The sequence below is a fragment of the Bradyrhizobium sp. CIR48 genome (assembly GCF_014198315.1).
GTDB lineage: Bacteria > Pseudomonadota > Alphaproteobacteria > Rhizobiales > Xanthobacteraceae > Bradyrhizobium.
The window spans coordinates 221176-234575 of the sequence record NZ_JACIHG010000001.1; the positions used below are offsets into that span (position 1 = coordinate 221176).

A 13400-nucleotide genomic window follows, 5' to 3' on the forward strand; every position below is an offset into this window, starting at 1 on the left:
GACGATTGCGTCCCGTGGTGACGGCGTGATGACAAGGCGGCACCGATGCAGCGCCGGCAACGCAGACCGACCACGCTGCAACGGCAGGGGTCGTGCGGCTGACGGAAAAGCTTCACATCGCAGTCAATGAGGATCGCTAGCAATTGCCGCCGATCAGGATCACAGGAGACCTGCGATGCGTAGCGAAGACGTGCTGAGACTTCCGTCCATGCCGGCGGCGGGGCCGAGCTATCCGGCCGGGCCGTATCGGTTCGTCAACCGCGAATTCCTCGTCATCACCTACGAGACCGATCCGGAGCTGATCCGCGCCGGCCTGCCCGAGCCGCTGCAGCCGATCGACCAGCCGATCGTGCATTACGAATGGATCAGGATGCCTGACTCCTCCGGCTTCGGCAGCTACACCGAATCCGGCCTCGTCATCCCCGCGCGCCTCAATGGCGAGGAGGTCAATTTCGTCTCGCAGATGTATCTCGACGACGATCCGCCGATCGCCGCCGGCCGCGAGATCTGGGGCTTTCCCAAGAAGTACGCACATCCCAAGCTCGAGATCGTCAAGGACACGCTGACGGGCACGCTGGAATATGCCGGCCAGCTCGTCGCCATGGGCACCATGGGCTACAAGCACGAGAGCATGGCCGGCAACGGCGATCTCACCCGCGCCACGCTGTCGAAGACGCAGATCAATCTGAAGATGATCCCGGGCGTCGACGGCCGTCTCGAGGTCTGCCAGCTGGTCGCGATCAACCTCGTCGACATCGTGCCGAAGGGCTCCTGGATGGGGCCGGGACGGCTGCATCTGGTGCCGCATGTCAACGCGCCGGTCGCGGATTTCCCGGTGCGCCGCTGCCTCGGCGCGCATCACTACATCGCCGATCTGACGCTGCCGTTCGGCCGCGTCGTGCACGACTACATCAGGCAAGCCGAGGCGGCCGCGACCGGGCTGGCGGCGGAATAGGGCGGCATCATCAAACTGTAACACTGGCGTAATTGAGTACCGCCTGGGTCCGGAAGATGCCGTCAGCCATCGTCCGGAATGGGGCAGTTGTTGGCGGTTGGGGTTGGCCATGGCTGAGCCGGCAAAGCTTGTCAGCGCCTTATCGAGCACTGATCCCGCCATTCCCGGCCTGGTCTGGGCCTTTCGCCTGCACAGCGACGGCAGTGCCGAGGCGCTGCCGATCGACCAGCCGATCGAGTTCAGCCATGACGGCCGGCTCTGGCTGCATTTCAACCTGACTGACGCGCGGGCACGGCCTTGGATCGGAGCGTCGCAGCTGCCGCCGCTGGCGCGCGAGCTGCTGCTGTCGAGCGACACCTTCCAGCAGCTTCACGTCATCGACCACTGTGTCTACGGCGTATTCTCCGACCTCGTACGCGAGATCGACAGCGCGACGGAGGAGACCGCGTTCCTCCGCTTTGCCATGACCGAGCGGCTGCTGGTCTCCGGCCGCCACCAGGCACTGTGCTCGGCGGACGCCACGCGGCGGGTGCTCGAAGGCGGCTACCGCGTCGACAACGTCGCTCATCTGCTCGAAAAGATCGTCGACGAGGTCGCCGACACGCTGGACCGGATGGCCGACAAGCTCGGCCAGGAGATCGACGATATCGAGGAGCGCATCCTCGCCGATGACGCCAGGCCCGAGATGCGCCGCAACCTCGGCCGGCTCCGCCGCACCTGCGTGCGGCTGCATCGGCAGCTCACGGGATTGCGCACGCTGTTTCACCGTCTCGATCAGAAGAACACCGATCATTTGTCGCCGGCGTTGCGGATCCAGGCCGGCAAGCTCGCGCAGCGGCTCGATGGCCTCGATCACGACATCGTCGAGCTGCGCGAACGCAGCCGCCTGCTCGAGGAGGAGCTGCGGTTCAAGAACGAGGAGGAGAGCAATCGCCATCTCCACACCCTCTCGATCGTGACCTCGCTGTTGCTGCCGCCGACGCTGATCACCGGCATCTTCGGCATGAACACCAAGGGCCTGCCGTTGACCGAGGTCGAGAGCGGATTCCTCTGGGCAGCGGTGCTGATGGCCTCCTCGGTTGCTGCGGCCTATCTCTTCATGAGGCGCACCGGTATCTTCAAGTAGCGTGTGTCGATGGTGAGTTGGGCGACCCAAATATCCGTAGCGGCCGCGATTGCGATGGCCTGCACGGCGACGAGCGCGCGCGCCGGCGCCAAGGACGAGAGCGCGGCCGCATGGCTGTTTCCCAAATGGTTCAACGCGTGGCATGACGGCCTTGCCGGCAAGGGCCTGAATTTTGGCGCCACCTATATCGCAGACAATATCGCCAATGCCGCCGGCGGCGTGAAGCGCGGCGCCATCCATTTCGGCCGGCTCGATCTGTCGGTCGATGCCGACCTCGACAAGCTGGTCGGCTGGACCGGTGGCCGCTTTTACGCCAATGCCTTCATCATCTACGGCCAGGGCCTTTCCCGCAACTACGTGATGAACCTCGCCACCATCAGCGAGATCGAGGCGCTGCCGGACCAGCGGCTCTACAATGCCTATTTCGAGCAGAGCTTTTTCAATGACCGCCTGAACATCCGGGCCGGCCAGCAGGCCGCCGATGTCGAGTTCTTCGACAGCCAGACCGACGACCTCTTCGTCAACGGCACCTTCGGCTGGCCGGCGATCAAGGCCAGCAACCTTCCGGCCGGCGGCCCGGCGCCGCCGATCGCGGTGCCCGGCATTCGCATCAAGGCCGCGCTGACCGACAAGATCACCGCTTATGGTGCGGTGTTCAACGGCGATCCGTCAGGGCCCGGCGATGTCGATCCGCAGCTGCGCGATCATCATGGCCTGGCATTCCGCATCAACGATCCGCCGTGGGTGATCGGGCAGGTCCGCTTCAACTACGCCATCGATATCGGCGGCCGCCCGCTCGCCGGCAATTTCACGCCGGGTGCGTGGAAGCATTACGGCTCGTTCGACAGCCAGCGCTTGACGGCGGAGGGGATGTCGATCGCCGATCCCGGCGGCAGCGGTATTCCTGCAAGGCTCAAAGGCAATTACGGCATCTTCGCCGTGATCGAGCAGGTGCTCTATCGCCCGCCTGAGGTCACCGAGACCAGCACGTCGGCCTCGCTCCCCGGCATCACCGCGTTCGGCCGCATCGCCTACAGCCCGCCGGACCGCAATCTGATCGATCTCTATATGGACGGCGGCATCGGCTTCGTCGGCTTCACGCCGGGCCGTCCGCTCGACCGGTTCGGCGTGGCGATGGCCTACATGCGGATCTCGAACACTGCGCGCAATCTCGACGTCGATACGCAGGCCTTCACCGGCATCCGCAGCCCGGTGCGCAGCAACGAGACACTGATCGAGATGATCTACGAGGCGCACGTCAAGCCGGGCTGGTTGATCGCGCCATACTTCCAATATGTGTTCCGCCCCTCGGGCGGAATTCAGAACCCGAACGATCCCAGCGGTGTTTCGCGGATCGGTGACGCCGCGGTGTTCGGCGTCACCTCCACGATCCGGTACTAGGCCGAGGCCGCCGCCGGCTGTAGTTTCGGCTGCCGCGACAGCGCCAGCACGATCAGCGAGGCGAACACGCAGAGCGCGCCGGCGATGAAGAACGCGGGCAGGTAGCTCTCATAGACCGTCCGCGAGAGACCAGCGCCGAAGGCGGCGGTCCCGGCGCCGAGCTGGTGGCCCGCAAAGATCCAGCCGAACACCAGATTGGCGCGCTCGGGCCCGAACTTTTGCGCGGTGAGGCGCACCGTCGGCGGTACGGTTGCGATCCAGTCGAGACCGTAGAACATCGCGAAGATTGACAGGCCGTAGAACGAGAAGTCGCTGAAGGGAAGGAAGATCAGCGAGAGCCCGCGCAGGCCGTAATACCAGAACAGGAGATAGCGATTGTCATAGCGGTCCGACAGCCAGCCCGACATGATGGTGCCGAAGAAGTCGAAGATGCCCATGGCCGCAAGCAGGCTCGCGGCCTGCACTTGCGGGATGCCGAAATCGAGGCACATCGGGATCAGGTGCACCTGGACGAGGCCGTTGGTGGAAGCGCCGCACACGAAGAAGGTCGCAAACAGGATCCAGAATGCAGTCGACTTCGAGGCGTCGCGCAGCGTGCCGAGCGCCACGCCCGTGATCGAGCCGTGGCTCACAGGCGGGGCGGGCAGGGGCTCGGTGCCCTCATCGCCGAACGGACGCAGACCGACATCGCTCGGCCGGTCGCGCATCGCGAGCAGGACGGCCAGCGCGGAGACGGCGAGCATGATGCAGACGAAGCCGAGCGCGAGCCGCCAGCCATAGCGTTCGGTGAGGCTTGCGAGCAGCGGCAGGAACACGAGCTGGCCGGTGGCGACGCTCGCGGTCATGATGCCGACGACGAGGCCGCGCCGTGCCGCGAACCAGCGCGTGGCAATGGTTGCGCCGAGCACCAGCGCGGTCATGCCGGTGCCGATGCCGATCACCACGCCCCACAGCGCGACGAGCTGCCAGACCTCGGTCATGCCGAGCGAGAGCACGAGCGCCGAGACAACGATTAGCTGTGCCGCCAGCGTGACGTTGCGCAGGCCGTAGCGGTTGAGCAGGGCGGCCGCGAATGGCGCCATCAGTCCGAATAGGATGAAACGGATCGACAGTGCGGAGGAGATCTGCGCCGTGCTCCAGCCGAACTCCTTTTGAAGCGGAACGATGAACACCCCGGGCGCGCCGACCGTGCCGGCGCTGATCAGCGCGGCGAGGAAGGTCACGCCGACCATCACCCAGCCATAATGAATGTTGCGGCGGGACAATGCTGCCGCGAGCCAGTTCGAGATCATTGGGCCTCAATGTGGTTTGGCGAGCCCGGGTCGGACTCGCGTCATGGTTCCAGTCTGGCATGGGGAAGGGAAGTCTGAAATGACAGACTTCCCTCTATTTCGGACACCCGCGCGTCAGCGCGCCAGCCGCTCCACCGCGATCGCCGTGGCTTCGCCGCCGCCGATGCAGAGCGCGGCGATACCGCGCTTGAGGTTGTTCGCCTCGAGCGCATGCAGCAGCGTCACGATCAGCCGCGCGCCGGTGGCGCCGATGGGATGCCCGAGCGCGCAGGCGCCGCCATTGATGTTCAGCTTATCTCGGGGAATGCCGAGATCGCGCTGTGCCGCCATCGCCACCACGGCAAAGGCCTCGTTGATCTCGAACAGATCGACGTCGGAGGCAGCCCAACCGACCTTGTCGAGCAGCTTGCGGATCGCCGGGATCGGCGCCGTGGTGAACCATTGCGGCTCCTGGCTGTGGGTGGCGTGGCCCTTGATCTCCGCGAGAACGGGCAAGCCGCCCCGATCGGCGAGCGAGCGCTTCGCCAGCACCAGCGCCGCGGCGCCGTCAGCATTGGCGGAGGAGGCGGCCGGCGTGATGGTGCCGTTGGCGCGGAACGCCGGCTTCAGGCCTGGGATCTTGGCCGGATCGACCTTCAGCGGATGCTCATCATTGGCGACGATGCGGGGACCGGCCCTTTCCGCGAGCGTGATCGGCGCAATCTCAGCCTTGAACGCGCCGCCCTCGACCGCCTTGCGGGCGCGGCTCAGCGTCTCCATCGCATAGGCGTCCTGGTCCTTGCGGGTGAACTGGTACGTCTCCGCGGTGGCCTCGCCGAAATCGCCCATGGAACGGCCGGTCTCGTAGGCGTCCTCAAGGCCATCCATCATCATGTGGTCGATGATGCGGTCGTGGCCGACGCGGTAGCCGCCGCGCGCCTTGGCGAGGAGATAGGGCGCGTTGCTCATGCTCTCCATGCCGCCGGAGACGACGATGTCGGCCGAGCCGGCGCGAATGATGTCGTGCGCCAGCATGGTTGCCTTCATGCCGGAACCGCAGACCTTGTTGACCGTGGTCGCGCCGGTGGCGTCGGGCAGCCCGGCCGCGCGCGCCGCCTGCCGCGCGGGTGCCTGGCCCTGGCCGGCCGGCAGCACGCAGCCCATGAAGACCTCGTCGACTTTCTCGGGTGCGAGTCTTGCGCGCTCCAGCGCCGCGCCGATCACGTGTGACCCGAGCTCGTGCGCGGGAAGAGGCGAGAGCTCGCCCATGAAGCGGCCCAGCGGGGTGCGGGCGGCGGAGACGATGACGACGGGATCGGCGGCTTCGGCCATGATGGGACTCCCTGGCGATGATGTGTAGGATTATGATCATCATATGATGCGCCGCAAAAAATGCAACCGCGACAGGGATGAGAAAATCTTGCGGTTCGCATGAGATTTGGTCGTGTGAGACGGGCAGGGAGGTTGGGCCGGGTGCGGATGAAGCTTGGTCGTTCCACACACACCGCTGTCATCGCCCGGCTTGACCGGGCGATCCAGTATTCCAGAGGCGGCTATGATTGAGCCGAGAGGCTGCGGCGTACTGGATGCCCCGGTCAAGCCGGGGCATGACGCCTTTAAAATGGAGAGAGTCTAACCCATCACAGCGCGCCTACCGCTTCCTGTTCACGAACGCCTGCATCAGCCGCGTCGGCTCGTCCGTGAGGAACGACTCGCCGAACACCTTCACGCTCAAATTCACCGACTCCGTCAGCGGCAGTTCCTCCCACTGTCGCAGCAGCGCCTTCTGCGAGCGCAACGCTTCGGGGCCGCATGCGAGCAGTGCGTTCACGAGATGCTCGATCTCGGCATCCAGTCCGCCCTCAAGTGCCACCTTGTCGACCAGCCCCCAGGCGAGCGCGGTGGCTGCGTCGATGTTCTCCGCCGTCATCACCAGCCAGCGCGCCCGGGCCCAGCCGATCAGGCGCGGCAAGAGCGCTGCGTGGATCACCGAGGGGATGCCGACGCGTACCTCCGGCATGCCGAAATGCGCATCATGCGCGGCAATCCGGAAATCGCAGGCGGCCGCCACTTCGAGGCCGCCGCCGAGGCACCAGCCGGGCATGCGGGCGATCACCGGTGCCGGGAATTGGCGCACCGCTTCGCAGAGATCGCGCAGGCGGCTGATGAAGGCCTCCGCCGATTTCTGCTCGAGCTTGGCCATCTCCTTGATGTCGGCGCCGCCGATCATGCTCTTCTCGCTCTGGCCGCGCAGCACCACGACGCGGATGCTGCGGTCGGATGCAAGCCGCTGCAGGCCTTCGCGTACGGCGTCGGTCACCGGCGAGCCGAGAATATTGAGCGGGCCGGCGTTGCAGATCGCGACATGAACGACCCCGCGCGTATCGCGCGTCACGCTGCAGTGGTGGTTGAGCATTTCCATCGTGGCATCTCGAAGGTTTCGTGGACCGGCGCGAGGCGCGCGGGTAGGTGCCACTTCCGGGCCGAAACGTCCTTGTTGTCAAGCGGGGGTGGGGGCGAGTTGCAAGTGCGAAGTCCGTCGCATAGTATGACATATATCATACAAAAGGGATCCCATGACTGAAGCCGACCAACTCGAACTGTTTTCGCCCGCGCAGCGGCGCGAGCGCGTGGTGGACTGGCAGGTGCCGGCGCCGGTCGCGAAAGTCGCGATGGGCCTGTCGGGCATGGACGCCATGCTGGGCATTCGCGACGGCCGGCTGCCGCCGCCGCCTTTTGCAAAACTGATCGGCTTCAATGTGGGGGTGGTCGAGCCGGGTCGGATCGTCCTGGAACTGGAGCCGCGCGAGGATCTCGAAAACACCATCGGACTGATCCACGGCGCGACCGCAGCTGCGCTGCTCGATACCGCGATGGGATGCGCGATCTCGACCCGGTTGGAAGCCGGGCAGAGCTCCGTGACGCTCGACCTGAAAATGACCTTCCTGCGTCCGCTCTCGGTTCGCTCGGGCCTGATCTCGGCCGAAGGCAGGGTGATCAAGCTGGGGCGGCAGACCAGCTACACCGAAGGCTTCGTCCGGGACGGCAAGGGCGCCCTTGCGGTGCACGCAACTGCAACGTTTTCCATGATCGGAAGCAACTTAACATGAATTAATGCACCCTTTTCGTCATTTGCGTGTTATGAGATGACCATCGACATTCAATGAGAACCGCATGCGCTACTCCCGGGAACACAAGCAGGAAACCCACGACCGCATCGTGAGGAAGGCCTCCGTGCGGCTGCGCGAAAAGGGCGCCCATGGCATCGGCGTCGCCGACCTCATGAAGGAGGCAGGTCTGACCCATGGCGGCTTCTACGCGCATTTCGATTCCCGCGAGGCGCTGGTGATCGAGGCGTTCGGTTATGCGATGGACCGCTCGATGGAGCACTGGCGCAAGATCACCGACGAGGTTTCGCCGGACAAGCGGCTGGCGATAATCGCGGAGGCCTACCTGTCGGCGCTGCATCGCGACAATCCCGGCCATGGCTGCTCGATTCCCGCTCTCGGTGCCGAGATCGCCCGCGAGAGCCCGAAGGCGCGAAAGGCATTTGCCGGCAAGCTCGACGAGATGATCGAGCAGCTGGCGGACAACATTCCGAACATGCCGCGCAAGGCCGCACGCAAGCAGGCGGTCGCGACGCTGGCGACGATGGCCGGCACCATGCTGCTGGCCCGCATTGCCGGGTCGAGCGAGCTGTCCGACGAGGTGTTGAAGGTGGGCCGGGACAGTGCGCTGGAGGGCACGAAGCGCGAGCCGAAGGCGGCGGCGGCGGTGAAGAAGGTGAAGACCTAGGCGAGGTGCCGTAGGGTGGGCAAAGCGAAGCGTGCCCACGACTTCGTCGCTATCGAAGAGAGATGATGGGCACGGCGCTTTGCGCCTTTGCCCACCCTACGGGACCGTCGCTACCGCCCCGCAAACAGCGCCCGTTCGCGCTCGACGATCTCGCCGATGTAATCCGCCACCGCTCTGATCCGCGCCAGATCCTTGCTGTCGGCGTGCATCAGCATCCAGAATGTCCGCGTGATCGAGATCTCCTCGGGCAGCACCGGAACGAGTTGCGGATAATCGCTCGCCATGAAGTGCGGCAGCACCGCGATGCCGAAGCCCGAGAGCGTGGCGTTGAGCTGCGCGATCAGATTGGCGCTGCGGAAGCGCGCGGAGATCCGTGGCGACACCTGCGGCAGATAATCGAGTTCCGGCGTGAACAAGAGCTCTTCGATGTAGCCGACGAAGCGGTGCTGCGGCAGATCCTGCCGCGAGGTGATCGCAGGGAAGCGGTCGAGATAGGCGGGTGCGGCGTAGAGGCCGAGGCGGTAGTCGAGCAGCTTGCGGCCGACGATGCGGCCTTCTTTCGGCATGGTCAGGCTGATGGCGATGTCGGCCTCGCGCTTGGAGAGACTGAACAGCCGCGCGGTGGCCACAAGTTGCAGATCGAGATCGGGATACCGGTCGGCGAAGGGGGCCAGCCGCGGTGCCAGGAAGGCCGTGCCGAACCCGTCGGGCGCGCCGATCCGCACCGTCCCCGTCAGACGCGCCACCGAGCCGCCGACCTGCTCCTGGTTGGCGACGATGGTCGATTCCATGGCTTCCGCGCTGTCGGCAACGCGCTGGCCGGCCTCGGTGAGGAGGTAGCCGGTCTTGCGCCGGTCGAACAGCTTGGCCGACAGGTGCTTTTCCAGCCGGTCGACGCGGCGGATCACCGTGGCATGGTCCACTCCGAGCTGTTTTGCCGCAGCCGACACCGAGCCGCCCCGCACGATGGCCAGCACGAAGCGAAAGTCGTCCCAATCGATAGCGCCTTGATCCAGCATTTTCGCACATCTATGGTGCATTATCTCAGACTTGAATCCTATAAAATGCAGGTCGATAGGATTTGTCAAAGCGTTCAAGCTCGGCCTCAAGGAGATCATTCCATGCGTTCAGTCGGACATTTCATCGGTGGCAAGGAAGTAAAGGGCACCTCTGGCCGCACCGCCGACGTTTTCGAGCCGATGACCGGTGACGTCCAGGCCAAGGTGGCGCTGGCGTCCAAGGCGGAGGTCCGCGCCGCCGTCGAGAACGCCCGCGCGGCACAGCCCGAATGGGCCGCGACCAACCCGCAGCGCCGCGCCCGTGTCATGATGAGATTCGTCGAGCTGGTGCAGCGCGACTACGACAAGCTGGCCGAGCTGCTGGCCCGCGAGCACGGCAAGACCGTGCCGGACGCCAAGGGCGACATCCAGCGCGGCCTCGAGGTCGCCGAGTTCGCCTGCGGCATCCCGCATCTGATGAAGGGCGAATACACCGAAGGCGCCGGCCCCGGGATCGACATCTATTCGATGCGCCAGGCACTCGGTGTCGTCGCCGGTATCACGCCGTTCAACTTCCCGGCAATGATCCCGATGTGGAAGTTCGCGCCCGCGATCGCCTGCGGCAACGCCTTCATCCTCAAGCCCTCCGAGCGCGATCCCGGCGTGCCGATGCTGCTCGCCGAGCTCATGATCGAGGCAGGCCTGCCGGCCGGCATCCTCAACGTCGTCAACGGGGACAAGGAGGCGGTCGACGCCATCCTCGACGATCCCGATATCAAAGCCGTCGGCTTCGTCGGCTCCACGCCGATCGCGCAGTACATCTATGAGCGCGCCGCCCAAACCGGCAAGCGCTGCCAGTGCTTTGGCGGCGCCAAGAACCACGCCATCATCATGCCGGATGCCGACATGGACCAGGCGGTCGACGCGCTGATCGGTGCGGGCTATGGCTCGGCGGGCGAGCGCTGCATGGCCGTCTCGGTCGCGGTCCCCGTCGGCAAGTCCACCGCCGACCGTCTCATGGAAAAGCTGATCCCGCGGGTCGAGAGCCTCAAGATCGGCACCTCGATCGATCCGTCCGCCGATTACGGTCCGCTGGTCACGCGCGAGGCGGTCGAGAAGGTCAAGGGCTACATCGACATCGGCATCAAGGAAGGCGCGACGCTCGCAGTCGATGGCCGCGGCTTCAAGATGCAGGGCTACGAGAACGGCTTTTATCTCGGCGGCTCGCTGTTCGACAACGTCACCAAGGACATGCGGATCTACAAGGAAGAGATCTTCGGCCCCGTGCTCTCGGTCGTCCGCGCGCACGACTACAAGGAAGCGCTGGCACTGCCGTCCGAGCACGACTACGGCAACGGCGTTGCGATCTTCACCCGCGACGGCGACGCCGCCCGCGACTTCGCGGCCAAGGTCAATGTCGGCATGGTCGGCATCAACGTGCCGATCCCGGTGCCGATCGCCTATTACACCTTCGGCGGCTGGAAGAAGTCGGGTTTTGGCGATCTCAACCAGCATGGCCCGGATTCGGTCCGCTTCTACACCAAGACCAAGACGGTGACTTCGCGCTGGCCGTCCGGCGTCAAGGAAGGTGCGGAGTTCTCGATCCCGCTGATGAAGTGATCCCCTTGAGAGCGAGGCTCATATGCAGTTCGCTCTGAACGAGGATCAGATCGCGGTTCGCGACATGGCGTTGGCGTTTGCGGCGGAGAAGATCGCGCCGCATGCGTTGCGCTGGGACGAGGAGAAGCATTTCCCCGTCGACGTGATGCGCGAGGCCGCGACGCTGGGCATGGGCGGCATCTACATTCGCGAGGATGTCGGGGGATCCGCAATGACACGGTTCGACGCGGCGCTGATCTTCGAGGCGCTGGCGACGGGCTGTCCGACCACCTCCGCCTTCATCTCGATCCACAACATGGCGAGCTGGATGATCGATGCCTTCGGCAGCGACACCCAGCGCCACACATGGCTGCCAAAACTCTGCACCATGGAGCTGATCGCCAGCTACTGCCTGACCGAGCCGGGCGCGGGCTCGGATGCCGCGGCGCTGCGTACGCGCGCCGTGCGCGATGGCGATCACTACGTGCTCAACGGCCAGAAGCAGTTCATCTCCGGCGCCGGCGGCACCGATCTCCTGGTCGCGATGGTGCGCACCGGCGGCGATGGCCCGGGCGGCATCTCGACCCTCGTCATCGACGGCAAGACGCCGGGCGTCTCCTTCGGCGTCAATGAGCGCAAGATGGGGTGGAACGCGCAGCCGACCCGCGCCGTGACGTTCGAGAATGCCCGCGTGCCAGTCGCCAATCGCCTCGGCGAGGAGGGCATCGGCTTCAAGATCGCGATGGCGGGCCTCGATGGCGGCCGCCTCAACATCACCGCATGCTCGCTCGGTGGCGCGCAGACTGCGCTCGACAAGGCGCGCGCCTACATGAAGGAGCGCAAGGCGTTCGGAAAGCGTCTCGACGAATTCCAGGCGCTGCAATTCCGTCTCGCCGACATGGCGATCGAGCTGGAGGCCGCGCGTACCTTCCTGTGGCGTGCCGCCGCGGCGCTGGACCGCAAGGACCCTGATGCCACCATGCTGTGTGCGATGGCAAAACGCTTCGGCACAGATGTCGGCTTCGAGGTCGCCAACCATGCGCTGCAGCTTCACGGCGGCTACGGGTACTTGAGCGAATATGGGATCGAGAAGATCGTGCGCGATCTGCGCGTGCATCAAATCCTCGAAGGGACTAATGAAATCATGCGGCTCATCGTGGCGCGCAAACTGATCGAGGGTGCGCGATGAGTTCAGTGGAAGAGGGCGATCTCGTTGCCCGCGTCGAGGGCGCAGCCGGAATCATCAGGCTCAATCGTCCGAAGGCCATCAACGCCGTCACGCTGGAGATGTTTCGCGACATCGACAAGGCGCTCGACCGCTTCGAGGTCGATCCGGCCGTCGCCGTGATCGTGCTGGAAGGCTCCGGCGAGCGCGGCCTCTGTGCCGGCGGCGACATCCGCACGCTCTGGGAGAGCTCGAAGGTCAACGGCGACCTCGGCAAGATCCTCTGGCGCGAGGAATACATCCTCAACGCCCGGATCAAGAAATTCCCAAAGCCGTATATCGCTTTCATGGACGGCATCGTGATGGGGGGCGGCGTCGGACTCTCCGCACATGCCAGCCATCGCATCGTCACTGATCGCACGAAGCTGGCGATGCCCGAAGTCGGGCTCGGCTTCTTCCCCGACGTTGGCGGCACCTATCTGTTGTCGCGCTCGCCGGGCGAGGTCGGCACTTACTTCGGCCTGACCGGCCAGACCATGAACGGGCCCGACGCGATCCACGCGAAATTCGCCGACGCCGTGGTGCCGGCGGCCAAATGGCCGGCGCTGCGCGAGACGCTGACCATGCTCCGTCAGGGCGTGGCCGCGGCTGAGGTGACCAAGCTCATCAACAGTTTTGCGACTGGTGAGAGTGCGGGCCCGGTGGCCGCAAAAGAGCCTGCTATCGACGCATTGTTCGGCTTCGACCGGATGGAAGATATCTTTGCTGCCCTGAAACGGGACGGCTCCGAATTCGCGCTGGCGACGCTGAAGACGCTCAACGAGAAATCGCCGCGCGGCATGGTGGTGACGCTGAAACTGTTGCGACTGGCGCGCACCGCGTCGAGCCTGGAGGAATGCCTGGTGCGCGAATACCGCGCCGCGCTGGAGGTGTTTCGCAGCGATGATTTTCGCGAGGGCGTGCGCGCGGCCGTGATCGACAAAGACCGCAACCCGATCTGGTCGCCGCCACGAATTGAGGATGTGACGCCGCAAATGCTTGCACCGTATCTCGCCGAGATCGGCGCCGACGAGCTGAAGTTCAACTAATC

General features: G+C 65.1%; 12 protein-coding genes. 8 read left to right on the plus strand and 4 right to left on the minus strand.

Annotation, left to right across the window (positions count from 1 at the left end; genetic code table 11):
• Nucleotides 1–175: 175 nt before the first annotated feature.
• The 3 genes from GGD66_RS01080 to GGD66_RS01090 all read left to right on the plus strand — a co-directional run bounded on the left by GGD66_RS01080 (nucleotide 176) and on the right by GGD66_RS01090 (nucleotide 3482).
• On the plus strand, nucleotides 176–955 hold the full coding sequence (locus GGD66_RS01080) for an acetoacetate decarboxylase (RefSeq protein WP_092252657.1): 780 nt from the start codon (nucleotides 176–178) through the stop codon (nucleotides 953–955).
• 109 nt (nucleotides 956–1064) lie between these two features.
• Nucleotides 1065–2081 carry a transporter gene (locus GGD66_RS01085; RefSeq protein WP_092252659.1) on the plus strand — a complete coding sequence of 339 codons (1017 nt, stop codon included), beginning with the start codon at nucleotides 1065–1067 and terminating at the stop codon, nucleotides 2079–2081.
• 54 nt (nucleotides 2082–2135) lie between these two features.
• Nucleotides 2136–3482: a carbohydrate porin gene (locus GGD66_RS01090; protein ID WP_246788751.1), complete on the plus strand. Its 1347-nt coding sequence runs from the start codon at nucleotides 2136–2138 to the stop codon at nucleotides 3480–3482.
• Here the strand turns inward: GGD66_RS01090 and GGD66_RS01095 are convergent.
• The 3 genes from GGD66_RS01095 to GGD66_RS01105 all read right to left on the minus strand — a co-directional run bounded on the left by GGD66_RS01095 (nucleotide 3479) and on the right by GGD66_RS01105 (nucleotide 7175).
• Nucleotides 3479–4774: an MFS transporter gene (locus GGD66_RS01095; protein ID WP_092252663.1), complete on the minus strand. Its 1296-nt coding sequence runs from the start codon at nucleotides 4772–4774 to the stop codon at nucleotides 3479–3481. The two genes, GGD66_RS01090 and GGD66_RS01095, sit on opposite strands and share 4 nt — an antisense overlap.
• A gap of 114 nt (nucleotides 4775–4888) precedes the next feature.
• On the minus strand, nucleotides 4889–6085 hold the full coding sequence (locus GGD66_RS01100) for an acetyl-CoA C-acyltransferase (protein ID WP_183256656.1): 1197 nt from the start codon (nucleotides 6083–6085) through the stop codon (nucleotides 4889–4891).
• Between the two features lie 319 nt (nucleotides 6086–6404).
• A complete protein-coding gene (locus tag GGD66_RS01105) occupies nucleotides 6405–7175 on the minus strand; it encodes an enoyl-CoA hydratase (RefSeq protein WP_183256657.1) in 771 nt (256 codons plus the stop codon).
• A 154-nt stretch (nucleotides 7176–7329) separates the two neighbouring features.
• On the opposite strand from GGD66_RS01105, the gene GGD66_RS01110 reads away from it, so the two are divergent.
• Both GGD66_RS01110 and GGD66_RS01115 read left to right on the plus strand, forming a co-directional pair.
• Complete coding sequence (locus GGD66_RS01110) at nucleotides 7330–7863, plus strand: PaaI family thioesterase (RefSeq protein ID WP_183256658.1); 534 nt, start codon at nucleotides 7330–7332, stop codon at nucleotides 7861–7863.
• A 64-nt stretch (nucleotides 7864–7927) separates the two neighbouring features.
• Nucleotides 7928–8548 (plus strand): TetR/AcrR family transcriptional regulator, encoded by a 621-nt coding sequence (locus GGD66_RS01115; RefSeq protein ID WP_183256659.1) that lies wholly within the window; start codon nucleotides 7928–7930, stop codon nucleotides 8546–8548.
• 110 nt (nucleotides 8549–8658) lie between these two features.
• Here the strand turns inward: GGD66_RS01115 and GGD66_RS01120 are convergent, their stop codons facing one another.
• Entirely contained in the window at nucleotides 8659–9567 is a 909-nt protein-coding gene (locus GGD66_RS01120; protein ID WP_018319879.1) for a LysR family transcriptional regulator, read from the minus strand.
• Nucleotides 9568–9669: 102 nt separating this feature from the next.
• Here GGD66_RS01120 and GGD66_RS01125 point away from each other — a divergent pair, with 102 nt between their 5' ends.
• Genes GGD66_RS01125 through GGD66_RS01135 form a run of 3 tightly spaced genes read left to right on the plus strand, consistent with a single transcriptional unit; the run spans nucleotide 9670 to nucleotide 13398 of the window.
• Complete coding sequence (locus tag GGD66_RS01125; RefSeq protein WP_183256660.1) at nucleotides 9670–11166, plus strand: CoA-acylating methylmalonate-semialdehyde dehydrogenase; 1497 nt, start codon at nucleotides 9670–9672, stop codon at nucleotides 11164–11166.
• Nucleotides 11167–11188: 22 nt separating this feature from the next.
• Nucleotides 11189–12334 carry an isobutyryl-CoA dehydrogenase gene (locus GGD66_RS01130; RefSeq protein ID WP_183256661.1) on the plus strand — a complete coding sequence of 382 codons (1146 nt, stop codon included), beginning with the start codon at nucleotides 11189–11191 and terminating at the stop codon, nucleotides 12332–12334.
• Nucleotides 12331–13398, plus strand: a complete 1068-nt coding sequence (locus tag GGD66_RS01135) for an enoyl-CoA hydratase/isomerase family protein (protein ID WP_183256662.1) — start codon at nucleotides 12331–12333, stop codon at nucleotides 13396–13398. Before GGD66_RS01130 ends, GGD66_RS01135 begins: the two co-directional genes overlap by 4 nt.
• The last annotated feature ends 2 nt before the right edge of the window (nucleotides 13399–13400 follow it).